The organism is Bacillus nitroreducens, assembly GCF_964021195.1.
Genome location: NZ_CAXHYI020000001.1, coordinates 636,043 through 661,872, shown reverse-complemented (window position 1 = coordinate 661,872; position 25,830 = coordinate 636,043). Strand labels below are relative to the sequence as shown.

At 36.5% G+C, this 25,830-nt stretch carries 22 protein-coding genes; 15 read left to right on the top strand and 7 right to left on the bottom strand.

The window, feature by feature from the left end:
* Positions 1 to 29 precede the first annotated feature (29 nt).
* Genes ACWPVE_RS03155 through ACWPVE_RS03145 form a run of 3 tightly spaced genes read left to right on the top strand, consistent with a single transcriptional unit; the run spans position 30 to position 4,201 of the window.
* A complete protein-coding gene (locus ACWPVE_RS03155; RefSeq protein ID WP_453990608.1) occupies positions 30 to 1,052 on the top strand; it encodes a dienelactone hydrolase family protein in 1,023 nt (340 codons plus the stop codon).
* Positions 1,053 to 1,054: 2 nt separating this feature from the next.
* Entirely contained in the window at positions 1,055 to 2,629 is a 1,575-nt protein-coding gene (locus tag ACWPVE_RS03150) for a glycoside hydrolase family 43 protein (protein WP_453990848.1), read from the top strand.
* Between the two features lie 15 nt (positions 2,630 to 2,644).
* The gene (locus ACWPVE_RS03145; protein ID WP_453990607.1) at positions 2,645 to 4,201 is read left to right on the top strand and encodes a glycoside hydrolase family 43 protein; all 1,557 of its coding nucleotides are present in this window, start codon (positions 2,645 to 2,647) and stop codon (positions 4,199 to 4,201) included.
* Between the two features lie 239 nt (positions 4,202 to 4,440).
* Here ACWPVE_RS03145 and ACWPVE_RS03140 read toward each other — a convergent pair whose 3' ends face one another.
* Positions 4,441 to 5,340, bottom strand: coding sequence for a pectinesterase family protein (locus ACWPVE_RS03140; protein WP_453990606.1), 900 nt, complete (start codon positions 5,338 to 5,340; stop codon positions 4,441 to 4,443).
* A 78-nt stretch (positions 5,341 to 5,418) separates the two neighbouring features.
* Positions 5,419 to 7,722, bottom strand: coding sequence for a helix-turn-helix domain-containing protein (locus tag ACWPVE_RS03135; protein WP_453990605.1), 2,304 nt, complete (start codon positions 7,720 to 7,722; stop codon positions 5,419 to 5,421).
* Positions 7,723 to 8,019: 297 nt separating this feature from the next.
* On the opposite strand from ACWPVE_RS03135, the gene ACWPVE_RS03130 reads away from it, so the two are divergent.
* The 8 genes from ACWPVE_RS03130 (at position 8,020) to modA (ending at position 16,757) form a co-directional block, all read left to right on the top strand.
* The gene (locus ACWPVE_RS03130) at positions 8,020 to 9,141 is read left to right on the top strand and encodes a glycoside hydrolase family 88/105 protein (protein WP_453990604.1); all 1,122 of its coding nucleotides are present in this window, start codon (positions 8,020 to 8,022) and stop codon (positions 9,139 to 9,141) included.
* Positions 9,138 to 10,433 carry a Gfo/Idh/MocA family protein gene (locus ACWPVE_RS03125; protein ID WP_453990603.1) on the top strand — a complete coding sequence of 432 codons (1,296 nt, stop codon included), beginning with the start codon at positions 9,138 to 9,140 and terminating at the stop codon, positions 10,431 to 10,433. The genes ACWPVE_RS03130 and ACWPVE_RS03125 overlap by 4 nt, the downstream gene beginning before the upstream one ends.
* Before the next feature lie 33 nt (positions 10,434 to 10,466).
* A complete protein-coding gene (locus ACWPVE_RS03120) occupies positions 10,467 to 11,138 on the top strand; it encodes a YesL family protein (protein ID WP_453990602.1) in 672 nt (223 codons plus the stop codon).
* Positions 11,139 to 11,148: 10 nt separating this feature from the next.
* Positions 11,149 to 11,826 (top strand): rhamnogalacturonan acetylesterase, encoded by a 678-nt coding sequence (locus ACWPVE_RS03115; RefSeq protein WP_453990601.1) that lies wholly within the window; start codon positions 11,149 to 11,151, stop codon positions 11,824 to 11,826.
* Positions 11,827 to 11,840: 14 nt separating this feature from the next.
* Positions 11,841 to 12,680, top strand: a complete 840-nt coding sequence (locus ACWPVE_RS03110; protein ID WP_453990600.1) for a sugar phosphate isomerase/epimerase family protein — start codon at positions 11,841 to 11,843, stop codon at positions 12,678 to 12,680.
* Between the two features lie 190 nt (positions 12,681 to 12,870).
* The gene (locus ACWPVE_RS03105; protein WP_453990599.1) at positions 12,871 to 14,394 is read left to right on the top strand and encodes a tagaturonate epimerase family protein; all 1,524 of its coding nucleotides are present in this window, start codon (positions 12,871 to 12,873) and stop codon (positions 14,392 to 14,394) included.
* 37 nt (positions 14,395 to 14,431) lie between these two features.
* A complete protein-coding gene (gene uxaC, locus ACWPVE_RS03100) occupies positions 14,432 to 15,832 on the top strand; it encodes a glucuronate isomerase (RefSeq protein WP_453990598.1) in 1,401 nt (466 codons plus the stop codon).
* Between the two features lie 151 nt (positions 15,833 to 15,983).
* A complete protein-coding gene (gene modA, locus ACWPVE_RS03095) occupies positions 15,984 to 16,757 on the top strand; it encodes a molybdate ABC transporter substrate-binding protein (protein WP_453990597.1) in 774 nt (257 codons plus the stop codon).
* A gap of 176 nt (positions 16,758 to 16,933) precedes the next feature.
* Here the strand turns inward: modA and ACWPVE_RS03090 are convergent, their stop codons facing one another.
* Together ACWPVE_RS03090 and ACWPVE_RS03085 are read right to left on the bottom strand one after the other, a co-directional pair.
* Complete coding sequence (locus tag ACWPVE_RS03090) at positions 16,934 to 17,179, bottom strand: helix-turn-helix domain-containing protein (RefSeq protein ID WP_453990596.1); 246 nt, start codon at positions 17,177 to 17,179, stop codon at positions 16,934 to 16,936.
* A 165-nt stretch (positions 17,180 to 17,344) separates the two neighbouring features.
* Positions 17,345 to 18,151 (bottom strand): bifunctional hydroxymethylpyrimidine kinase/phosphomethylpyrimidine kinase, encoded by an 807-nt coding sequence (locus ACWPVE_RS03085; protein ID WP_453990595.1) that lies wholly within the window; start codon positions 18,149 to 18,151, stop codon positions 17,345 to 17,347.
* A gap of 225 nt (positions 18,152 to 18,376) precedes the next feature.
* Between ACWPVE_RS03085 and trhO the strand changes: the two genes are divergently transcribed.
* The 3 genes from trhO (at position 18,377) to ACWPVE_RS03070 (ending at position 20,368) form a co-directional block, all read left to right on the top strand.
* Positions 18,377 to 19,345 carry an oxygen-dependent tRNA uridine(34) hydroxylase TrhO gene (gene trhO / locus ACWPVE_RS03080; protein WP_453990594.1) on the top strand — a complete coding sequence of 323 codons (969 nt, stop codon included), beginning with the start codon at positions 18,377 to 18,379 and terminating at the stop codon, positions 19,343 to 19,345.
* Between the two features lie 111 nt (positions 19,346 to 19,456).
* On the top strand, positions 19,457 to 19,723 hold the full coding sequence (locus tag ACWPVE_RS03075) for a hypothetical protein (protein WP_453990593.1): 267 nt from the start codon (positions 19,457 to 19,459) through the stop codon (positions 19,721 to 19,723).
* Between the two features lie 18 nt (positions 19,724 to 19,741).
* Positions 19,742 to 20,368: an NUDIX hydrolase gene (locus ACWPVE_RS03070; protein ID WP_453990592.1), complete on the top strand. Its 627-nt coding sequence runs from the start codon at positions 19,742 to 19,744 to the stop codon at positions 20,366 to 20,368.
* A 4-nt stretch (positions 20,369 to 20,372) separates the two neighbouring features.
* Here the strand turns inward: ACWPVE_RS03070 and ACWPVE_RS03065 are convergent, their stop codons facing one another.
* The 3 genes from ACWPVE_RS03065 to ACWPVE_RS03055 form a co-directional block, all read right to left on the bottom strand.
* Positions 20,373 to 20,645 carry a hypothetical protein gene (locus ACWPVE_RS03065; protein WP_453990591.1) on the bottom strand — a complete coding sequence of 91 codons (273 nt, stop codon included), beginning with the start codon at positions 20,643 to 20,645 and terminating at the stop codon, positions 20,373 to 20,375.
* Between the two features lie 326 nt (positions 20,646 to 20,971).
* Positions 20,972 to 23,077 carry a PBP1A family penicillin-binding protein gene (locus ACWPVE_RS03060; protein ID WP_453990590.1) on the bottom strand — a complete coding sequence of 702 codons (2,106 nt, stop codon included), beginning with the start codon at positions 23,075 to 23,077 and terminating at the stop codon, positions 20,972 to 20,974.
* Positions 23,078 to 23,323: 246 nt separating this feature from the next.
* Positions 23,324 to 23,947 (bottom strand): RraA family protein, encoded by a 624-nt coding sequence (locus ACWPVE_RS03055; RefSeq protein ID WP_453990589.1) that lies wholly within the window; start codon positions 23,945 to 23,947, stop codon positions 23,324 to 23,326.
* Positions 23,948 to 24,346: 399 nt separating this feature from the next.
* Here ACWPVE_RS03055 and ACWPVE_RS03050 point away from each other — a divergent pair, with 399 nt between their 5' ends.
* Positions 24,347 to 25,768: an aldehyde dehydrogenase family protein gene (locus ACWPVE_RS03050; protein ID WP_453990588.1), complete on the top strand. Its 1,422-nt coding sequence runs from the start codon at positions 24,347 to 24,349 to the stop codon at positions 25,766 to 25,768.
* The last annotated feature ends 62 nt before the right edge of the window (positions 25,769 to 25,830 follow it).

Here is a 25,830-nt window from a genome sequence, read left to right as displayed (position 1 = left end):
ATAAATTGTTTGAAAGAGAGGGGATACATATGTGGGTCAACCATCCATTTCTAGATGACTTGTATCGAGAAACTGTTAATGTTAGAGATACGACAAAACGATACGATGAAACATGGCAAATATCTTTAAAGGCAAAATTTGAGGAGCTGATTGGTACTTTTAAAAGTGACCATGAACTCCAGCCTACGATTGTGAAACAAATGACATACAACCAATATACAAGGTATAGTGCAGAGATTACAACTCTACCAAATGTCAGAATGCAGATGTACGTTTTAGTTCCAAATGGTATAGAGGGTAATAAGGCTCCAGCAGTGCTTGCGCTACATGGACATGGGTACGGAAACAAAGATATTGTAGGTCTAGATCCAAATGGAAATAATCGAGAAGGGGATTCTGGATATCATAAGGATTTTGCTATTGAACTAGTGAAAAGAGGGTTTGTTGTAGTTGCCCCTGAATTAATAGGGTTTGGAGAACGAACGTATTCTACGGACGAGCGTAAGAACTCATCAGATAATTCTTGTTATTCCTTGGGAAGTCAGTTGTTACTTTATGGTAAGACACTAGCAGGACTTCGTGTATTTGAATGTCAAAGAGTATTAGATTTCATGGAGGAATTTGAAGAAATAGACCCTACCCGCATTGGTTGTATGGGGATATCTGGTGGTGGACTCGTTTCGGCTTTCACCTCTATCCTTGATAAACGAATTAAGGCAACAGTCGTTTCTGGTTATACGAATACATTTAAAGGAAGTATTATGGGCAGAAGACATTGTTTAGACAATTATGTACCAGGTATCTTGCAATATGCCGAAATGCCAGAATTAATCGCATTGATGGTGCCTCGCCCATTATTTATAGAGGCTGGGAAATCGGACCATCTTTTCCCTGTAAAAGATACTGAAAAAGCAATTGAAGATATTAAAAGAATATATTCAGAACATAATGTTTCGCACTTGCTAAAATGGCATGTTTTTGACGGTGGCCATGAAATATGTGGAGAGCAATCATTTGAATGGCTTTGTTCAACGCTGGATGTTAGGTTTTGAAAATGGATGGGGGTAAATGGTTATTGAATGATATAGACATAAGCCGTATTAATCAGAATGTTTGGCAGGCAGACTTGGAAAATGGACTATACCAAAATCCAATCTTGCACGCAGATTATTCAGATCCTGATGTTATACGTGTTGGAAAAGATTATTATATGGTTTCATCAAGTTTTCATATGTCACCTTGTTTACCCGTTTTACATTCTACCGATCTTGTAAATTGGAAAATCATTAATCATGTAGCTGAATTTTTACCATATGAGAGTTATGATAAACCACGTCATGGAGATGGTGTTTGGGCACCAAGCATTCGTTATCACAACGGAAAGTTCTGGGTGTTTTTTGGTGCGCCTGACGAAGGGATTTTTATGAGTACGGCAATAGACCCAGCAGGAGAGTGGACACCTCTGCATTTGGTTAAGAAAACAACAGGCTGGATAGACACATGCCCATTTTGGGATGATGATGGTCAGGCATATCTTGTAAGTGCATTTGCAAAAAGCAGAATTGGGTTTAAAAGTATCCTCCATATAAGTCGCATGGATTCCGATGGGACGAAAACGTTAGACGAAGGTGTCCATGTATTTGATGGTCGTGCACATCATCCCACGATTGAAGGGCCCAAACTTTACAAACGAAATGGTTATTATTATATCTTCGCACCAGCAGGTGGTGTTGCAACAGGCTGGCAAACCATACTCCGCTCAAAAAATATCTTCGGACCATATGAGGATAAGATCGTATTACATCAAGGAACGACAAACATAAATGGCCCCCACCAAGGAGCTTGGGTTGAAACAGAAACAGGAGAATCATGGTTCCTCCATTTTCAAGATAAGGGAGCATACGGTCGAGTGGTTCATCTACAGCCAATGAATTGGGAAGACGATTGGCCAGTAATAGGCCATAATCAGAATGCAGAGGGAGTCGGAGAACCTGTAATCAAGTGGAAAAAGCCTGAGACTCTAGTACCATCAGGGATTCGTGTTCCCAACATGAGTGATAACTTTAGCTCTGAAAAATTAGGCCACCAATGGCAGTGGCAAGCAAATTATAAAAAAGAGTGGTATGAATTAAAGAATCAAAAGCTTAAACTACATGCAATCAATCAGTTTGGTGTAGGAAACCTCTATCATATCCCTAATATATTGACACAGAAATTTCCTGCAGAAACATTTAATGTTCAAACAAAACTTAGTTTAGTTCCTGAAATGGAAAAAGATTGTGCAGGGTTATTAATATTAGGTAAGGAATATGCGACTCTCCAAGTTAGGAAACAAGAAAGTAGTTTAGGCATCTTTTATGTCACTGGTAATGAAGAAAAAGTACAAAATATCACATGGATCGGTACTATCAGTGGGGATGAACTATTCCTACGTGTAGAAGTAAAAAAGGGTGCGATTTGCCAATTTAGCTATAGTGTAGATGGTATCAATTTCACGAAAATAGAAAAAGAATTTAAAGCTACAATAGGTAAATGGGTAGGCGCTCAAATGGGAATCTACTGTTCCAACATGGAAAGCCGAAATAGTAAAGGGTACGCTGAGTTCAATTATTTTTTAGTTCACAAATAAAGGGGAGAAACGTTTTTGTCTACCTATAAAAATCCAGTAATTCCTGGGTTTTACCCAGACCCATCGATTTGCCGAGTAGAAAATGATTATTATCTCGTTACTTCTACATTTGAATACTTTCCTGGTATTCCGATTTTTCATAGCAAAGATTTAGTCAATTGGCGACAAATTGGTCATGTACTCGATCGCCCAAGCCAGCTAAACCTTGATGGAATACCAAACTCTAAAGGAATATACGCTGCAACAATTCGTTACCATAAAGGTCTTTTCTATGTCATTACAACTTTTGTAGAAAGTCAAACAGGTGCGAGAAAGAACTTCTTTGTCACCTCAGAAAACCCTGGTGGTCCATGGTCTGACCCATATTGGTTAGATGACTGTCCTGGTATTGATTCATCTTTGTTTTTTGATGATGACGGAAAAGTGTATGTCACAGCTAATCGACGACCTCCAGAAGGTCAACTTTATCCAAAACAGATGGAAATTTGGTTGCAGGAACTGGACTTAGAGACGAAACAATTAATTGGTGAGAAATATAGTCTATGGGATGGGGCATTAAAAAATATACATGCACAGGAAGCACCACATCTTTATAAAGTCGATGGAATGTACTATTTACTAATTGCAGAAGGTGGAACTGGTTTTACTCATTCAATTACTGTAGCACGCAGTAAAAACATTACAGGTCCTTATGAAGGATCTAAAACAAACCCAATTTTGACACATCGACATCTAGGGAAGGAATACCCGATTACGAATGTGGGCCACGGTGATATTGTTAAAACACATAACGACGAATGGTGGATGGTATGCTTAGGAACTCGACCGTATGGTGGTCAATTTCGGAATCTAGGCAGGGAGACTTTTCTCGTACAACTCAATTGGGAAGATGGCTGGCCTGTCGTCAATCCAGGAAAAGGGATCGTTGAAATGGAAGCTATCGCACCAAATTTGGAAGAGAAAAGATGGCCATCCGAACCTGCCTGTGATCATTTTGATTCAATTGAATTACGGATGCAATGGAACTTTATCCGAACCCCACGAGGTCATTTTTGGTCATTAAAGGATCGTCCAGGCTATCTGCGTTTGCGATTAAAGCCAGATACCATCACAGAATTTGTTAATCCGGCCTTTATTGGAATGAGGCAGCGCCATATGAATTTTGCTGCGCGTACAAAAATGGAATTTATACCAAACAATATAAATGAAGTAGCAGGAATCATTTTGCTTCAGAACACAGATTTCCATTATCGGGTTGAGTACACACAATCTCAATTAAGATTAGTAGAAAGAGTAGCGGATCGGGAAGTTATCTTAGTTTCAAAACCTTATCAACAACAAGAGGTCTTCTTTAAAGTAGAGGCTTATGGTCAATCTTACAATTTTTATGTTGCCAAAAGCTCTGAAAACTGGGAGGTTCTGAAGGAAAATGTTGATGGGACAATTTTAAGTTCAGACGTTGCAGGCGGATTTACAGGGGCTTATATAGGGATGTATGCAAGTTCCAATGGAATAGAGTCTTCAAACTATGCTGATTACGACTATTTTGAGTACTATGGTATAGACGAATGAGAAAGGAAATATGCCTCCCATTTTGGAAGCTTCAGACTGTTGACAAAGGCCAGTATACTTCGTTGCTAGCCTCATTTGTCCTCTCATGAAGGCAATCTCAATTCGCGTCTTCGATCGGTGAGCGCGCCTTGTCTGACAAGCGTTTGCAAGATAGTCTAGGAAAGTGAATCTTACTAGTGTTTCCTATAAAAATGAGTGTAGACAAAATAAAGTTTGACTTTGTCTACACTCTGAAGCTCTTATTTTGGTAGCCATTTATCATTTTTACGGAATATGTTTTCTAAGGTGTATGTGGAAGTTTCCTCTTCACTTATTAAATTTGCCCACTTCACTCGTTCAGAGGAGTCACTTCCAGGGCCAGTACTATTACATTCGATATAGCGGGATGTATGTTCATTTTCTTCATTTCTCCAATTATCCCATCCGTTGGGATGAATATGCTCACCCATCCATGTATTGATAAAAGCAGTATGGGCATATGGTCGCCACGGACGACCCAAATATACTTCAGTGGCCTCTTTTGCTCCAGTAAGTTTGCAATTTTTAAAAACAAACCCAAAATCATTTTCCATAGGAGTTGAAGCAGCAGTTATATAACCTTTACGGAGACTATGAATGATACATTGATCGAAAACAGAGATACCAGCACCGAAGATAAAATCGACATGTCCTTCAATATAACACTCAGAGAAATAGTGTCTGCCTTTTGACAGATAAAGGGTGTCCTGATTGGCTAGCAATCGTACATGTTTAAATGTACATTTATCTCCAGATACATAAAGCGCAATTGCTTGGCCAATTTCATCCCCATAGCCAGCCACATTTTGAATTGTAAGGTTTTTTATTTGAATAGAATCAGCAAAAATATGAAAAGTAGCCGTTTCAAAAGTACCAATCTCAGATCCATTCGCATTTTTCATTCTTGCAAATTTGCTTCCAGAAATGGTAGTCTTCTTTTCCCCAGCGCCAATAATTGTGATAGTAGGTTTGTTTTCTGGTATGGTAATGATTTCTTCATAAAAACCTTCTTTTATATAAATCGTGACAGCTTCTAATGGGAAGACCCGAATTGAATCAATGGCAGCTTGTATCGTTTCAAAATCTCCCTCGCCATTTTGAGAGACTACTAGTTTTTTCATGAATCCAGCTCCTTAACTAGCTAAGTATATACTTAATCTTGAATAAGTGCCTGTAAATGTTGTGTAGAGCATCGAATCTTACATTGCTCTGACAGAATCACGATATTTACCTGGTGTTATCCCTTCAATCTTCTTAAAGGAGCGAATGAAGTTTTGGGAATTATTAAAGTTAAGTCGATCGGATATCTCTTTAACAGAAATATCGGTTTCTGCAAGCCATTTTTTGGCCATGTTAATTCGATACATGGATAAATATTCACTAAACGAAATGTTCATTTCTTTTCTAAAAATACTGCTTAAATAGTTTGGATTGTAATGTAGTCTTTTTGCAATCATATCCAGTGTAATATTGGATTCAAATTCCTCATGAATAATATGAACAATATTCTCCGAAATGTTCTTATATTGTGATTTTGCACGGTCCTCGATCTTCTGAAGAAGTGGATCGATAATGACTGTAATAAACCAATCCTTTACGTCTTCTCTTGTTTTTTGTTCATAAATATTTTCAAAAATAGATCGATTGTCTTCTATATCTAGAACATTAATTGCCAATGTATGCATTAATTCAATCAAATCACTTAGTAATCGAACCAATGAGATTTGGTATTGGTCATGATTTAAATCATCAGAGAAAATTTCATCAATCAACTCATTGAGTAATTGATAGACTTTCTCTTTGTCATTGACCTTGATGGAATCAAATAATTCATTCTCAATTCGTTTAGGAAAATAGGTATGTAAAGCTTTACCTATTTCGAGATTTTCAAAGAAAATAATTGATTCAGTACCATATTTAAGTGTATATTTGAGTGCTTCCAGGCTTTCCTTGTAGCCAATTCTTGTTTGAAGAATATCGTTGTAAGGTTCACTCACACCTATACTAATTGGAACACTATATTCCTCTTTGACCTTTTTCTGAATCTGTTCGGCGATATCATTTACAAATTGGTTAAATTCATGTTTTGAATCTAAATTGCTCAATAAAAGCGTAACTTGAGTTTGTTTGTTAACAATTGGCATCAGTCGCTCTTGGCTTGGAATCAGTTTTTCAACAAGGTCATTAATAACAAACAGAATCACATCTTCTTCTTTCGATTTAAAAGAAGTCCCCTCAAGACTGTCTATTTGAACAGTGAGTACACTTACCCATTTAAAGTCGGTGTTATATCCATAATATTTCATCCTGCCATCTAGTTCTTCTTTAGTCACTTTACCAGTCAAAAGACGATGAGTGAAAAATTGCTTCAGTTGAACAATTTGGTTTTGTAATGATTTTTCTAAAATATCATTTTGCTTCAGCATATTCCTTACATGTTTCTCAATAAAAACAAATTCATTCTTATCGCTACGATTATCCCTATCGGTTATGGAATGTAAAATAAAATTCTGTAATTGTTTAATAGGTTGATAGATTAATCTACTTCCAAATAATGCAAGTAATAAAGAAAGTCCAGCAATTACTAATGTGATGGTAAGTGTTAGCCATCCAATCGACCTAGATTGGGCAGTTAGTTCACTCAGCTCAACAATAGAGAGGTAGACCCATCCATTATAAAAAGATTTTCGGTAAGTAAATAGATAATCTGTATGTTCTGACGCGATTGTAAATTGTCCAGTATCGTCTTCATCAGATATATGTTCTGTCAGTACGTCGCGATATTCAAAGGCTTGTCCAACCTTGCTTGTATCATCATGTAAGACAACGCTTCCATCCTTATCTAGAATAAAAAACGATTCTAAAGTATTATCCTTATTTAACATATCTCGAAAGCTACATGTCGGTATATTGGCAATAATCATCCCTGTTTTATTTGATGAAATTGTGGGTATTTTTTTTATCAGGTTTAAATTATAGCTACAAGCACGAGAGGCGACTTGTTTATATAATGAATCCTTTGAGTTTTCTTCTAAAAGCCAGACAGAGCTTGTCTTAAGAGATAAATAACGTTCAGAAATTTCGAATAATTGATCTTCTGTAAGTCGTTGCAAACCATAATTATTAACGAGCCAATTATTTTGAAGACTAATTAGCGCAACATCGGTAAGGCGTGTATCGAAAGTTTGTTGGTGACTAAGATCGTCTCTTAATTGATTATAAAGTTGAAATTGTCTAGTTGTAAGTGGTTCTCTTAACGATTCAATAATCTTAGAAGAAGAAGCTAGTTGTGTTAGGGATTGATCAACCGACTTAATAACCTGCTCGACATTTGTTTGGATTTGGTACACACTATGCTCTTTTTCTTTGGCAACATAATTCTCCACAACAGAAGTTGAACGAAGAAATGAAAACACACCAACAATGATGACTGGTATTATGGCTAAAATACTTACAAATAAAATCATTCTGTGAAAGAAGCTTCCTGGTAGCTTGAGTTTCATGAAATCACTCCAAATCTATTCAAATGTGAGGGGATGATTATTATGCTCGTAACATCCCTGTACTAGAAGAATGTATCTCTATTATAGATGTAAGCCCTTATAAATTGAATAATCATTATATTACATTGTGTCATTATATTAGGGTATTCCTAATAAACTCAGGGATTTGAAGCTTTAAGGAACAGTAAATTAAATGATTATAGTCATTATTAAGTAAATATCCTAGCATAAAGGCAGGAGAGTTGTTACCGTTTTCAAATTAAATTTTATCAAAGTGTTTAGAAAGGATGTTAATTCTTGAAGAGTACAAAAGTTGAAAAATCACCTCTATATTTTGCAAAGAAAACATGTGACACCATTATGGCATATTTTACTCCAGAGGAACTTCCACCAGGAGGTCGTTGGCACTATCACCAAGGAGTCTTTTTATGTGGAATGGACTTAGTTTATAACAAAACAAATGAACAAAAATATTTAGATTATATAAAGGCTTATGTAGATCATAATATTGATGAAAATGGGAACCTGTTATTTGCAAGAGATGAATTGGATTCTATACAAGCAGGTCTTCTATTGTTCCCATTATATAAAGTTACTGGTCTAAAAAAATATAAAGTAGCAGCAAAGCGACTACGTAACATATTTACAACTTTAAATCTTACGAGTGAAGGTGGCTTCTGGCATAAAGATAAGTACCCTTATCAAATGTGGCTAGATGGTTTATATATGGGTGGACCATTTGCGCTACATTATGCAAAGGATTTTAATGAACCAGAATTAATCGATATGGTCATCCATCAGGAAAAATTAATGCGAAAACACACGAAAAGTGAAGCCACTGGTTTGTACCATCACGGATGGGATGAAAAGGCCGTTCAGCCGTGGGCTCGTTCAGATGGAAAAGCTCCAGAGATATGGGGTCGTGCACTTGGTTGGTATGGATTAGCTGTAATAGACATGATTGATATTTTACCAGAGGATCATCCACAAAAGACAGAGTGGATTGAATTTATACAAGACTTTGTACAAGATGTTGTCAAGTACCAGGATGAAAAGACAGGGCTTTGGTATCAAGTGGTAGATAAAGGAGATCTTGAGGACAACTGGCTCGAGACTTCTGCTTCTAGTCTATTTATCTATTGTATTGCTAAAGCTGTTTCAAAAAAGTATGTAGATGAGAAGTATGCATCATATGCAACAAAGGCATATGAGGGTCTACTTAAATATAAAATTCAAGAAAACGAAGAAGGCAATCTTATTATTGATGATATAGTCATTGGTACTTCAATTGGGAAATATGACTATTATATTAATCGTGAGCGAAGTCATAATGACTTACACGGTGCGGGTGCTTTTATCATGGCAAGTATGGAGATGGAGAAACTGTATGAAGTACACCAGGGGTTAGTAAATCAATGAAAAGATATGCTATTTGTGGATTAAGTAACAGAGCTCTAAAAATGTTTATTCCTCCATTAATTGAGAAATTTGCCAAACAAAGTGAGATAGTTGGGTTGTTAGACAGTGATGAATATCGTCTTGAATTATGCAAGGAGAAATTTCCAGTATTAGCAAAAACACCTACGTACCGACCAAATCAAATTGATGCAATGATTTCGGAAACGAAACCAGATTGCATAATTGTTGTGAGTCGTGATGACACACATGTTGATTATATTTTAAAGGCGTTACAACATGATATAGATGTGATTACAGAAAAACCCATGGTTACAACAGCTAGAGATGCTGTAAGAATAATAGAGGCTGAAAAGAAAAGTAAAGGGAACGTAACAGTAGCCTTCAATTATCGATATAGTCCATATCATAGAAAAATTAAAGAGCTCATTTTGGAAGGGAAAATAGGAAGGGTGACCTCTGTTGATTTAAATTGGTATATCGACACATACCATGGTGCGAGTTATTTCAAACGATGGAACAGGAAAAGGGAATATTCAGGTGGACTTTCCATCCATAAATCAACACATCATTTTGATCTTGTAAATTGGTGGGTTGATCAACATCCTGTGGAAGTTTTTGCACACGGAGCCCTACATTATTATGGACAGGACGGAGAGCTTAATCCAGATCCAACCACAGATAACAGATTCTGTAGTACATGCCATGTAATCGATAAATGTGAATATTATCAAAGATGGAATCCGCGTGAATTTACGGAGACTGTAGAGGATGATCACTTAAACATGGGAGATAGAAAAGAAAATCGATATACAGGATATCAACCAGATGCTTGTATTTTTGATTCGGAGATAAATATTGAGGATACGTATACAGCTTCAGTAAAGTATCACAAAGGTGCGTTATTAAGCTATTCTATAAATTTCTCAACTCCATTTGAAGGATATAGACTCGCAATTAATGGTACGAAGGGACGAATTGAAACTCAAGAATTTCATGCACCAAGCCGTGTACCCTTTGAAGTGCCTGACCAAACAATAGATTACTATCCATTATTTGGCTCAAAAGAAGTCATTCATGTTGTGAAAACACCTGGGGGTCATGGTGGTGGAGACCCTGTGTTAATTCATGATCTCTATCAAGGTATTGACCCGAGGCGCCATTATGAAATACTAGCAGGTTCACAAGCAGGTGCCTATTCAATTGCAATCGGTGAAGCAGTTTGGAAATCAGTCAAAGAAAATAAACCCATCACTATTGAACAATTGCTAAATAACAATCAAGTACAAGTATAAGAATTTATACCTGTGTAGAAAGGGGAGAGGCAAATGCTTGGAGGATTGGAGAGTCCATTTTATCGCTGGTGCGGGGTAATATCTCGGTTAATTTATTTGAATTTGCTCTGGCTTTTATTTACCACAATGGGACTTGTAGTTGCAGGATTTGTACCAGCAACCGTAGCAATTTTTGCAGTGACTCGTAAGTGGATTATGGGAGAAGAGGATATCCCTGTCTTTTCAACATTTTGGAACGTGTATAAAAAGGAATTCTTGAAATCCAACCTCTTAGGGCTTTCCCTTTTTGTCACAGGTTACATTTTATATGTCGATCTTGTGTTTTTGCCAACTACAAGCATGTTATTGATTGTGGTGAGGTACGCACTAATCGCAATTTGTTCAGTATTTTTCGTTATATTACTGTATATATTCCCTATATATGTTCATTTTAACGGAACTATCAAATCGTATTGGAAAAATGCCGTCATGTACGGTCTATCTTACCCACTGGTTACTTTTTCAATGATTATAGGGATTTTTGTACTTTATGTTGGCTTTACTTATATTCCCTCTCTTATACCTTTTCTCAGTGTTAGTTTAGTAGCCTATTTAATTATGTGGCTGGCTTTAAAAGTATTTGCAAGAATTGAAGAAAAGGTTAATGGAATAACCGAGAAGGGACAGGTAAAAGAGAATCTAGTTTTAGGTGAAAAGACAAATTGAAGGTGTATAAATGGAGAATATTTGTATATATATAGCGGGAGATTCAACAGTGTCTGATTGCCCACCAAATGAAGAACCACGTGCAGGGTGGGGACAGGTACTTCATCAATATTTTAAAGAAAATGTCATCATCCACAATTTTGCAATTGGGGGAAGAAGTTCAAAAAGCTTTATCGAGGAAAATAGATTGGATGCGATTCTAGATGCAATTCAACCAAATAATTACCTTTTCATTCAATTCGGTCACAATGATCAAAAAGTAGATGACCGAAGAACTGAACCATTTTCCTCATATCAAGATTACTTGAGTCAATACATTGCCGGGGCAAGGAAAAAAGGTGCTATACCAGTGCTAGTCACATCTATGCATAGAAGAACCTTTGATAAGAATGGAAAAATAGTCAATAGTTTAGGTGATTATCCAGAAAGTATGAAAGCACTCGCAGAACAAAAGCAAGTATGTCTCATTGATTTGTGGAAAGAGTCAAAGAACTTGTACGAATCTTTGGGGCCAGAAAAATGTAAAAATCTATTTCTTTGGTTCGAGCCTGGGGAACATCAAAATTATCCAGAAGGAATCAGCGATGACACCCATTTTTCTGAGGAAGGGGCAAACCAAATTGCTCAAATTATTGCCAGAGAAATGAAAGTGAAAATCCCAGACTTATCCAAATATCTAAAGGAATAAAGTGAGGTGTTCAAATGATCAATCTAGGTATTCGTGCTCATGATGTGAAAGTAAATTCTTTAGAACAACTTGCTCAAACAGTTAGAGATAAAGGGCTTACTTCTGTGCAGTTGGCATTAGCAAAATCATTTCCAGACCTAAATTCCAGTCTGGGAAGTCTTTCACCTGGTTTTGGTCAATATATACGCAATGCTTTTCAACGGAATAACATCCAAATTGCAGTATTAGGTTGCTATATTAATATGATTCATCCAGACCTTCATGAACGAAAAAAGGTACTAGACCGTTTCAAAGAACATATTCGTTTTGCAAGGGATTTCGGATGTAGTGTTGTCGGAACGGAAACAGGAAATGTTCATGCGAAAATGGGTTATACAGAAGAAAATTTTAGGGAAGAACCTTTTTTAGCAGTCGTTGAAAGTGTAAAAGAGCTTGTACATGAAGCTGAAAAGTTTGGTGTAATTGTTGGGATTGAAGCGGGTGTGAATCATCCTGTCTATCATGCAAGTCTATTAAAACGTTTATTAGATGAAGTGAACTCTAACAATCTACAAGTTATTTTTGATCCAGTAAATTTAATGACTGCCCAAAATTACATACACCAAGACAAGATTATTAAAGATGCGATCGAGTTAATTGGAGACCGAATGATTATTGTTCATTGTAAAGATTTCATTATTGAAGAAGGAAAATTGAAGTTTGTATCTCCTGGTAAAGGATTATTAAACTACGATTTAGTTATGAGCTTAATAAAGCCATTAAAACCACATATCCAATTTCTTTTAGAAAGTACTACCGAACCGTTTATCGATGATAGTATTGCATTTTTACAAGAGAAATATGAGAAATCATAGAAGTGGATTATCATAAAAAAGTTCTTTATCAGTATTTAGTTTTGTAATAAGACAATGAGACTATGGTGGACACTTTATAACTATTGAGCAGTGTTTGGCGAGAAACCACAGTAATAGGAGCATACTCGAACGTTTAAAAATCGGAATATTGACAAAATAAACTCTTTTTAAATATAAGGAGGCTAATGATATGGAACATTTAAAATATCATGTTGAATCATTAAAACTTGGAAAAGAACTCGAGAGTACCTCAGATGTGAAGGTATATGAAAAGTCTTTAACTCACTATGAAAATGTAAGTCTTGTAATGGTAAGAGATCAAGCACAAAGATGGATTCTTGCCACAGGTAATGGGAGTTTATTTGAGGAATTAGAGGGAACTGTCATTACGGATAGTGGCAAAGTAGTTCCGTTGACACATGAAAACCGTTTAGTATTAAATCGTTACTTTGCTTACACTGCTCCTAGAGCGTTCGGTACAAAAATTGCAACAATGGGGTTAGGTGATCGCTTAGGTCTTGCTTCACCAGGACATATTGAAACGGTTAGAGGTCATCAAGTAAGGCCAATTCTTGCTCAACAAAGTATACGAGAATTAACACTCACCAATCGTACAATGAACGATGTAATTGATGCTGCAAGTTTTGCGGTTTTCCAAGAAGGGTATACAGAAGGTTTTGGGGCAGATGGTGACCACTTGAAAGAAGAAGAAGATATTAAAATGGCATTGTCACTAGGCATGTCAATGCTTACACTAGACTGTTCTGACCATATACAAAATCGAGTTGAAGCTCTAACAGAAGAAGAAATAAGTGCTGAATTTGAAGGACTTCCTGAAGAAACGAAGTGTCATTATAACGAGTTATATTTAAATAAAAGTTTTAATGTTGAAGATCTTTCGATTGTATTTGATAAGAACACAGTACAAAAATTTGTGTTGCTATATAGAAACGCTCTCGATTATATGGTCCATGTCCATGACACCTATATTAAAAAAGCGAATCGTGATATTGATTTTGAAATTTCGATTGATGAAACGGAAACAGTTACATCACCAGCCGCACATTTCTTTGTAGCAAATGAATTACTAAAACGAGGAGTAACGGTAACAAGTCTTGCACCTAGATTCTGTGGTGAATTTCAAAAAGGCATTGATTACATTGGTGATCTTGAACAATTTGAGAAAGAGCTTCGTGAACACGCACTTATCGCTGAATACTTTGGCTATAAACTAAGTATCCACTCAGGAAGTGATAAATTTACAGTATTTCCAATCATTGCTAAATATACAAAAGGTATACTTCATGTAAAAACAGCAGGTACAAACTGGCTTGAAGCTGTTCGAGTAATAGCGAAGGTAAACCCAGGTCTATATAGAAGGATGCATGCATATGCGCTTGAACATTTAGATGAAGCCCTAAAGTATTATCACATTACACCAGATATGAGCACAATCCTTCCACTTGATTCTGTTTCAGATGCGGAATTACCTGAATATATGAATAATGATGCTGCAAGGCAGGTTATCCATGTAACTTACGGGCTATTATTAACTGCAAAAGATAAGAATGGAAACTTCATTTTCAAGGATGAATTCTTCACTACACTACATGAAAACGAAGAGGAGTACAGACAAAGCCTTGTAAAACACATAGGGAAGCATGTTGAGTTATTAAACTTATCTAAAGAATTGACTACTAAAACATCCTTATAAGGATTGTATTGCTAATAAATAAAAGAAGGGGGATATTATGAAAAAATTTATGGACGAATCCTTTTTACTATCAAACAAAACTGCAATCGACCTGTACAACAATTACGCAAAGGATATGCCGATTATTGATTATCACTGTCATTTAAGTCCGCAGGAAATATATGAAAACAAAACGTTCAAAAATATAACCGAAGCATGGCTCTATGGAGATCACTATAAGTGGAGAGCAATGAGAGCGAATGGTATTGATGAAGAGTATGTAACAGGTCATGCATCTGATTATGATAAATTCATTGCATGGGCAAAAACAGTTCCAATGACAATCGGAAACCCATTATTCAACTGGACTCACTTAGAACTACAACGCTTTTTTGATGTTCATGAGATTTTGAACGAGAAATCAGCTCCTATGGTATGGGAAAAAGTAAACAGCAAGCTCACTAGTGGAGGATTTGGTGCGAGAGACTTAATCAAAAAATCTAAAGTGGAAGTTGTTTGTACAACTGACGATCCAACTGACTCTTTAGAGTATCACAAGCTTATTGCTGAAGACGCAAGTTTTGATGTCAAAGTATTACCCAGTTTCCGTCCAGATAAAGGTTTAGAAATCAACCAAGGTACGTTTGTAGGCTGGGTGAAAAAGCTTGCTGATGTATCAGGTATTACAATATCTTGCTATGATGATTTCTTACAAGCGCTTGAGAATCGAATTCAATACTTTCATTCATTAGGCGGCCGTATTTCAGACCACGCATTAAACACAATGATGTATGAACACACAAACAAAGAAGAAGCCGCAGCAGCATTTGACAAAGCAATGAAGGGTGACAAAGTTTCAGTTGATGAGGAAACTAAGTATAAATCATATACTCTTGCTTACTTAGGAAAAGAATATGCAAAGCGTGACTGGGCAATGCAATTACATATTCATGCATTGCGTAACAACAACACTAGAATGTTTGAAAAACTAGGGCCAGATACAGGATATGACAGTATCAATGAAGGAGAAATAGCACGACCATTAAATGAGCTTTTAGACACGTTAGAACGCGATGATGCACTTCCAAAAACGATTCTATATTCATTGAATCCCAATGATAACTATATTCTTGGAACAACAATAGGCAACTTCCAAGGTGGAGGAAGGCCAGGAAAAATGCAATTTGGAACTGCTTGGTGGTTTAATGATCAAAAAGATGGCATGCTCGAACAAATGAAAGCACTTGCGAACCTTGGATTATTCAGTCGTTTTATTGGTATGCTAACAGACTCTAGAAGTTTTCTTTCTTATACGAGACACGAATATTTCAGACGCCTAGTCTGTAATTTAATTGGTGAATGGGTAGAGAATGGAGAGGTACCAAACGATATGGATCTACTAGGAGATATCGTGAAAGGAATCTGCTACCAAAATGCAAAAGAATACTTTGAATTTTAAATGCTGAAATTAGGATAGTATGGATACAAAAGAAAGCTTTTCAAAGCTAATATCATTACAGCGAACTTGATCTAATGCAGAAATGAAAACGAAAACTCAATACTACCATAACACCTTCCATTTAGTTATACTTACTAAGGGAAGGTGTATTATGTATAGATTTTTTCTTTTACTAATCATGATTTTATTTATAAATGGTTGTAGTTCACCAGAAACGAATGAAGATACAAAAGGAATTGAATTAACTGTCTCTGCTGCAACAAGTATGCAACATGTCCTTCTTGAAATGAAGAATATGTTTGAAAAAGAACATCCAACAATTGATATAGCCTTTAATTTTGGAGCATCGGGTGCACTTAGTCAGCAAATTTCACAAGGTGCCCCTGTAGATATATTTTTATCTGCATCAGAGGAGAAGTTCCAAGCAGTAGTTAAAGAGGGGCTAATTTATGAAGAGTACCAAAAAAATGTAATTGGCAATGAACTAGTTCTGATTGTTCCAAAAGACAACCCTAATAAAATTACCTCAGTTGAAGATGTAAAGAAAGAGGTTGTAAGGTTATCAATTGGCATACCAGAATCGGTTCCTGCAGGGATGTATGCAAAAGAATCACTTATGAATATGGGTCTTTGGAATGATATCGAAAATAAGCTCGTATTTGCAAAGGATGTACGGCAAGTACTTACCTATGTAAAAACAGGAAATGTGGATGCAGGTTTTGTGTATAAAACAGACACACTAAACTCAGACAAAATTCATATTGTGACAAGTGTAGAGCCAATCCATCATTCCGAAATAATTTACCCAATTGGGATTGTGAAGACTTCGAAACACTTAGAGGAAGCGAAATTATTTTATGAGTTTTTATTAAGTAAGAAGGCACTTGCTCTTTTTGAAGAATACGGATTCACAAGACTTCAATAAAAAAGCAATTGAGCTATGCTCAATTGCTTTTTTAAGTCATCTTTATTAAGAGCCCTGTCGGTTTTCACCTTTAGCAGGGATATAGCGAATATCTTGCGAACCGATAGCTGCGCCTATTCGCTCAAAGCGTGACAATACGTCAAATATCTAAGCATATAACTACATTTAAAGGATAATTACATATACGGATGTACACCCTTAGCAACTTCTTGAACAATTGATGCAAGAGATGATATTTGTTGGTCGTCTAAGTTAAATGATTCTTTGATTTTTGCTTCAAGATTACTCGTGATTCGGCGTTTGCCAACTTCAACAAGTGCAATAAGGGCAAAACTACAATTTACTGCTTTCGCAAAATCACGTTGAGTCATGTTATTTTTTTTGCGTAAAAATTTTACAATTTCTTTGTTCATACTAGACATTCCATACACTCCTAACCATGTTTATACGAGTGGATACATGGGGTATAAATCTACTATTCTATGATATTCACAATATTAACATCATATATTAATTTCGTCTAGGCGGACATTTTTTTGCCCTGGATTAGAAAAAGCTGTGGATTAATCCACAGCTTGAATATTTTATTACTCTCCGTGTAGTCTACGTGCAGCATGGTTTGTTGGACCTACATGTTCATTTAATTTAAATGAATGACGAATGGCTGCTGTGATAAATTTTTTCGCATCATAAATAGCTTCTTTCGGTTCTAGCCCTTTTGCAAGTCCAGCTGTAATGGCTGCTGAATAAGTACAACCCGCACCATGTGTAAACGTAGTTTCAAATCGTTCACCTTCAAGAACTTCAAGTTCTTTTCCATCATAGAGAACGTCTACGGCCTTATCATGTTTTAGTTTACCTCCACCTTTAACAAGTACAAATTTTGCACCAAGGTCATGAATTTTAACAGCAGCCTCTTTCATTTGGTCGACAGTCTTTATAGAACCTATTCCGCTTAATTGACCTGCTTCAGTTAAATTTGGAGTGATAACAGTTGCGAGTGGAGTTATAAGTTCTCTAAGTGCAATTGCATGGTCAGGGAATAAAACTTCGTCTACTCCTTTACAAACCATGACAGGATCTACAACAAAATTTTGTATATTATGTTTCTTCACTACATCAGCAACAATTTCAATAATATCAACGGTTGGAAGCATACCTGTTTTTGCAGTATTTACCCCAATTTCATCAAGGATAGTAGCCAACTGAGCTTTAATAATATCATGTTCAACTGGATATACTTGGTGGCCCCATTGATTGTCCATTGCTACAATTACAGTTAAGGCAGACATGCCAAAAACTCCATATTCCTGAAAAGTTTTGATATCGGCTTGAATACCAGCTCCGCCACTACTATCGGAACCTGCAATCGTAAGCGCCTTTGGTAAACTCATATTTGAAACCCCCATTTGGATAAATTGTGACAAATAATATTATATAACAATTGTCAAAAATTGATATAATATATCGAAAAAAAGGATGCTTACAATAATAGGAAAAAAAGAAAAATTGCTTTTCTTGATCATAATTTGTTACAATACTTTGATGTAAGAGAAATGTGGAATTCGATCCTAAAACATTCATATCTTGCAAATATAATGACAGGTGGTCGAAAAATAATGACAGAAACCAAACCTTATCGAGTATTACTTTATTATCAGTATGTGACAATTGAAAACCCAGCAGAATTTGCAGCAGAGCATCTAGCTTTCTGTAAAGAAATTGGCCTGAAAGGTCGTATTTTAGTAGCTACCGAGGGAATTAACGGAACAGTCTCTGGGACAATTGAACAAACAGATAAGTATATTGAAAAAATGAGACAAGATCCTCGCTTTGAAACAATGCCATTTAAAATAGATGAAGCAGATGGACATGCTTTTAAGAAAATGCATGTTAGACCTCGTCCAGAGCTAGTCAACTTAAGTCTTGAGGATGATATTAATCCGTTAGAATTAACAGGAGAATATTTAAGTCCAAAAGAATTCTACGAAAAAATGCAAGATCAAAATACAATTATTCTGGATGCTAGAAATACGTATGAGTATGACTTAGGTCATTTCAGAGGAGCAATCAGACCAGATGTTGAAACGTTCCGTGACTTGCCACAATGGGTACGTGAAAACAAAGAAATGCTTGAAGGTAAAAAGATTTTAACTTACTGTACAGGCGGTATTCGTTGTGAAAAGTTCTCTGGTTGGTTAGTAAGAGAAGGGTTCGAAGATGTTGGCCAACTTCATGGAGGAATTGCAACGTACGGTAAAGATCCAGAAGTACAAGGTGAACTTTGGGATGGTCAACTTTATGTGTTTGATGAGAGAATTGCTGTTCCAGTCAATCAAAAAGAGCATGTAATTGTGGGAAAAGATCATTTTACTGGTGAACCATGTGAACGCTATGTAAACTGCGCAAACCCTGATTGTAATAAACAAATTCTATGTTCAGAAGAAAATGAGCATAAGCATTTAAGAGGTTGTACACATGAATGTCGTGTTCACCCACGCAACCGTTATGTTGAAGAACATGGTTTGACTGCCGAAGAAGTATCAGAACGTCTACAAGCTCTTGAAAAAGAATTCGTGCAACAATAAATCATAATGCCACAGTGAAAATAGTTCACTGTGGTTTTTTAATAGCATGAATTTGAAAACAACTTTGTGAGCCATTTTTTGATACAATAATAGAAAAGAAAGGAGCGAACCGTGAAAGTAATTGCATCCCATCCGTATATTGTGATTCAGCGGAAAATTGAGTGGAATGAACAAAAATATATTGAAACAGATCACCAACTACGATTATTTGAAGATCGAATTCTTTCTACTGCTAATGAATTTTGTCTAGATCATGTGTATGACGTATCATATCGAACTAGCTTTTTATACCTCCACACAAATCAAGGAGTATTTTCCTATAATATTAAAGAAGAACCAATTCAATTTATTTCTGCTTTTAAAGCTTTAAAGCAATAACTATCTTTGAGGTGAACCATGGAAATCGATAAAATTGTCAATGTAGTTAAAAATCGAACACCATCTATCATGGGACGTGGTGATTTTAAACGTTTTTCCATCCTCTTACCTTTAATAAAAAAAGATAATGAAGTTCATGTCCTCTTTGAGGTTCGTTCCAACCAACTAAGAAGACAGCCTGGTGAAATTTGCTTTCCAGGTGGTAAAATGGACCCAACTGATAAAGATGAACAGTATACTGCTGTAAGGGAAACGATGGAGGAACTTGGAATAAAAGAAAGTGAAATTACTAATATAAGTCCGCTCGATTATTTTGTATCACCGTTTGGAACAATTATATATCCATTTGTTGGCGTAATCACAAATCCTGATGGAATTAGTCCCAATCCTGGAGAGGTTGGAGAAGTATTCACGGTGCCACTATCATTTTTTCTGTCAAATCCACCCCAAATTTTTAAAGTGAATTTTCATGTCGAGCCAGAAGAGGATTTTCCATTTAACGATATCATCGGTGGAGAAAATTATAATTGGCAGGTAAGAGGGATGGACGAATGCTTCTATTATTATGAAGATCGTGTCATTTGGGGATTAACAGCTGGAATTCTTAAACATTTTATTGAACTAATTGAAGGGGCTGTCCGATAAGTCCTCAACAAAAAGGCAAGGGAGAAAAACGACCGTTTTTCTCCCTTGCCTTTTCGTCTACTACACGGGCCTCGTGATGTTGTGGAATAAGAGATTCGATATTATAAATCATTTGAATTTGTCGATTATCGTAGGGTTTGAAAGTAGGGGCTAATTGTCTTGGATTAGGTTCTTTTTGTTTCTCTTCATTTTGAACTTCTAGTTTCTCCTCTTCGAACTCTGGAAAAAGGGAAGTTTGCGTATTATAATTTTCATTAGTAATCAATTGATTGCTCATAAAAAATCATCCTTTCTGGAATGTTGTGTGGTAACTTCATTTTACTAAAAAGGATGATTTTTTTGTGAGTTTTTTTAAAAGTTACGAGTCAATACTATTAAATTTTGTAACCTTGTTGATTGTAGCGGAAGGTACGAGACTCCTGCGGGAAAAGCGTGGCCAGGGGAGACCCCGCAGGAGCTTGCGACGAGGAGGCTCCTGGACCGCCCGCGGAAAGCGAGTACCTGCAGCGGAAATCAACACCAGATTTTTTAGTAAACCCAAGTAACAAAAAATGAGGGCTGTCCTCAAAAGTCATTTTTCAGTGACTTTTTGGACAGCCCCTTTTATTTTTCTAATAAACTGTTTAGTTTCTCTGCGATTTTTTCACTAACATTCTTTATGTCCTTTTTTGCTTCTTCTAATACAATTTTCCATTTTGCACTTTCTTCTTTTAATGTTTCTTCTATTTTTTCAGCTTGTTGTTTTAGTTCTTCTTTTGTAATTACTTTTCGGTCCTCTTGTCCAGATAGCTTCGCATTGACGGAAACAACATCAAAGGAGTCAATTTCCATTCCAGAGATCATTTCGTCCATAATCGCTTTAAATAGAGGAACAACATATTGTGTACTACTACCTGGGATATAATGTGTTTTGTCTGTTTTGTCATAGCCTAACCAGACCGCACCGACGAAATTAGGTGTATAACCAACAAACCATTGGTCCTTAGTACCACTAATATCCTTATAGGGAAGCTGCGTTGATCCTGTTTTTCCTGCTAAATCAACTCCAGATATTTTAGTACCTTTCCCTGAACCTGTTTCAACGACATTTAATAGCATAGAGGTCATATCATTCGCAACTTTTTTTGAAGTAACTCGAGTTGTCTTTTGCTTATGTTCAGCTATAATATTTCCAGTCGGTCCTACAATTTTTGAGATGAGGTGTCCTTCAGAACGTTTTCCATCGTTTGCAAAAACGGAATAGGCCTCTGCTAATTGTAACGGAGATATCCCTTTATGCATGCCGCCAAGACCAATGCCTAGATATCGATCCTCAGTTTCATAAGGAATACCAAACCTTTTTAAAGCATCAAGCCCTTTGTCAAGTCCAATTTGGTCTAATAACCAAACTGTTGGTGCATTTAATGAATCCTCAAGTGCTTTGTACAGTTTGACTTCTCCTTGGTACTTTTTATTGTAGTTTTCAGGTGTGTAATCTCCATATGTTTTTAATTCATCGACTAGCACAGAAGTCACTTCATAGCCTTCTTCTAGTGCTGGCGTATATACTGCTAAAGGTTTTATCGTTGAGCCAGGCTGTGCTTGCAAGTGTGTAGCTCGATTAAATCCTCGGAACACTTGATCACCACGGCCACCAACTAAACCTAGTACACCACCAGTTTTAGGATGTAACATGACAACCCCACTTTGCACAGGGACATCCTTCCCTCTTGGAAATAGGTTGTCTTTTTTATATACAGCTTCAAGGGACGACTGAACATGTTGATCCATTTCAGTATAAATACGATACCCACGAGTTAAAATTTCTTCTTGTGTTAAACCGTACTTCTTAATCGCTTCATCCAGCACCGCATCGACATAATAAGGATAGCTTCTTTCGATATAGCTTCCGCCACCATCCTCAAGCTTGATTTCTTCCTTTTTTGCCTGAGCATATTCTTCATCCGTAATCATATTTAATTCATGCATTTTTAATAAAACAGTGTTCCTGCGATTGATTGCTCGATCATAGTTTTTATAAGGATCCAATGCTGAAGGTCTTTGTAACACTCCCGCTAGCATTGCTGCTTCACTTATTGAAACATCTTCTATATTCTTATTAAAATATTTTTTGGAGGCTTGATTAATCCCCCACGAACCATTTCCAAAGAATACCTGGTTCAAGTACATTTGTAAGATCTCGTCTTTTGAGTAATGCTTTTCAATTTCCACTGCTAAAAAAAGCTCTTCAATTTTTCGTTTATAGGTTTGTTCAGGTGATAAAAGAGCATTCTTTGTTAGTTGTTGAGTAATCGTACTTCCTCCACCTGTAATTCTTCCTGCAAATAAATTATTGAAAAATGCGCGCATAATTCCTTTTATATCAAAGCCATTATGTGAATAAAAGCGTTCGTCTTCAATTGCAATAACTGCATTTTTGACATGGTCAGGAAGTTCCTCTACTAACACTCCTTCAGTTCGATTTGTCATGATTTTGGTTGCAACTTCTCCATCCTTATCATATATAACAGTAGATTGTCGTAAACCCTCTTTCAATGATTGAACGTTTGCCTGGCTGGCCATAAAGGCAAAGAATAGCATCGAAACTAGAATAAATACGAGAGCGATGAGTAACAAAATTTTGGTAAGATGCTTATCCCGCCAAAATCGTTTGATAGACTCCCAGAATCGTGTTATATGTGGCACTATTTTATCAAATAAACCTCTCATCTTAGTTTCTCCATTCGTTAGGGTTCTTGAATTTATATTTTATAATAGTTTATCAAATATGAGAAATAATAATCTTTTTAAGTTAGAAATTAGGAGAATGTAGCAATAGAAGGGGAAGGGACTTTCTTAAAGTATAGCTATGAGAAAGTTACACCCATAACACAAAAGAGAGCAGGTAACGCATCGACGTATAACTGCTCTTTTTTGTCCAACGGAAGATCTTATCTTTTATATTAATTTTTATAGTTATTTTACATTCGACAGCATGTCAGCTAAATATTGACGAATCTCTTCTGGTTTCCCAGAAACCTTAACATCTCTTTCCTCGTCTTTTTTAAGTTTGACCTTTGCTTTTGCTAATACTTCTTCTTCTTTGGCCTGAGGGATGACAACGACACCGTCTGCATCTGCTACAACAATATCACCTGGGTTTACTGAAGTTCCTCCACAAGAAATCGGAACATTCACTTCACCCCAACCTGCCTTTGCACTAGAAGCAACTGTTGTTCCTTTACAAAAAACAGGGTAGTTGAGCTTTTTAACTCCGAGAATATCTCGAATGACTCCATCAGTTATAACCCCTTTAATGCCAAGGGTTTGCGCTAATCCAAGGATGAAATCTCCAGCAATTGTTCGATATGTATCCCCTTTTGCATCGACTACTAGCACATCCCCAGGCTTGGCCTCATTGATTGCTTGTAAGATGGTTGTATTATCGCCTACTGGCATCTTAACTGTAAATGCTCGGCCAGCAACTCGATACTCTTCTTTCAATGGCTTAATTGCACTATCCATATTATTTAATCCTTGCATGATATCCGAAATGCAGGTAGTGGGAATGTCTCCAAACTCTTTTACAATCTGGTCCATAAATACCCTCCTTGAAAATAGTCATCTACTGTATTATACAATAATTTGTTAATTTTGAATAATTCGTGATTTAGGTATCGCCGCTATTCTAGCGTCACGATTCATTCACGATTTTGTCCAGCATATTTTTTGTTCCTTTCTGCTCATGATATGATTGAGTCTTCTATTGAAAGGAAAGATTAAATGTGCTTTGTATTTTATATTCAAAGAGAGGGCATTTAAATGTACTGGAAGGAAATTAGAGGACGATTGGAGAAGAGTTATGATAGAAACTAGTAGAAGGAGACTCGCAGTCTACTTAAATAAAGATTATAGAGGTTTTACCATTGTTGAGATTAATTTAGGATAATCATCAACCCACAATAATATATTTATAATATAAAGTAGGGAGGCTATACGATGGAAAAACAAAAATTGTATATTAATGGCGCTTGGGAGGAAGGCGTAGAATATGAAGAATTACGTTCTCCTTATAACCAAGAAACAATTGGGTTAATCCCATTAGCTACAAAAGAACAAGTAGAAAACGCAATTACAAGTGCACAACAAGCGACAAAAACGATGCGAAACTTAACTTCGTTTGAACGTGCCGAAATACTTGAAAGAGTATCCGATTTGTTCACAGAAAAACTTGAAGAATGTGCTCTAATACTGGCTTCAGAAAATGCCAAACCGTTAAAAGCTGCAAGAGCGGAAATCCTCAGAACTGCAGAAACATATAAATTTGCTGCAGAAGAAGCGAAACGACTTCACGGGGAAACAGTTCCGCTGGATGCTGCAAAAAGCGGGAAAGGACGCTTTGGCTATACAAAAAGAGAACCTCTCGGCGTTATTGCAGCCATTACACCGTTTAATTTTCCTTTTAATCTAGTCGCACACAAGCTTGGCCCAGCATTTGCTGCTGGAAATACACTTGTCTTAAAGCCTGCTTCACAAACACCATTGAGTGCAATTATGACTGCAAAACTATTTGAAGAAGCAGGTCTGCCAAAAGGAGCGCTAAATGTTGTAACAGGAAAAGGCAGTGTAGTGGGTGATCTATTGATACAGGATCATCGTGTGAAAATGATTACATTCACAGGCAGTGTACCAGTTGGTAAGCGTATTAAAGAAAAAGCCGGACTTAAGCGCGTCACCCTGGAATTAGGGTCAAATGCAGCCGTTATCATTGATAGTACGGATGATTTGGAAGCTGTAGCAGCTAGGTGTGCGGAAGGAGCATATAATTTTGCAGGACAAGTATGTATTTCAGTTCAACGCATTTATGTAAACGAACATTTATTTGAAGAGTTTCTGGAAAAAATGAAATATTACACGGGCAAACTTGTTCTCGGTGATCCGAAAGCAGAAGAAACGGATGTATCAGCACTTATTAATCCCCAGGAAACAGAGAGAATTGAACAGTGGGTAAAAGAAGCTGAGGAAGCTGGAGCAAATGTAGTCCTAGGTGGTAAGAAGGAAGGGACCGTTTTTCAACCGACAATTTTAACCCATACTACTGATACTCTAGCAGTTTCTTGTAACGAAGTATTCGGTCCAGTTGTATCGGTTAATTCGTATAAAACATGGGATGAAGCGATCAAACTTGTTAACAATTCGGAGTATGGTTTGCAGGCAGGAGTGTATACTACAAATATCCAAAAAGCATTTGAAGCTGCTGATCGATTAGAAGTTGGTGGAGTGATCATAAATGATATTCCAACTTTCAGAGTAGACAATATGCCATATGGTGGGGTTAAGAACAGTGGTGTTGGAAAAGAAGGAATTAAATATTCCACTGAAGAGATGACAGAATTGAAGTTTGTATCATTTAAACTTTAATAAAATAAAGGAGCTGTCCTAAGAGGGATTAAAAAGTGACTTATAGGGCGGACTCCTATTTT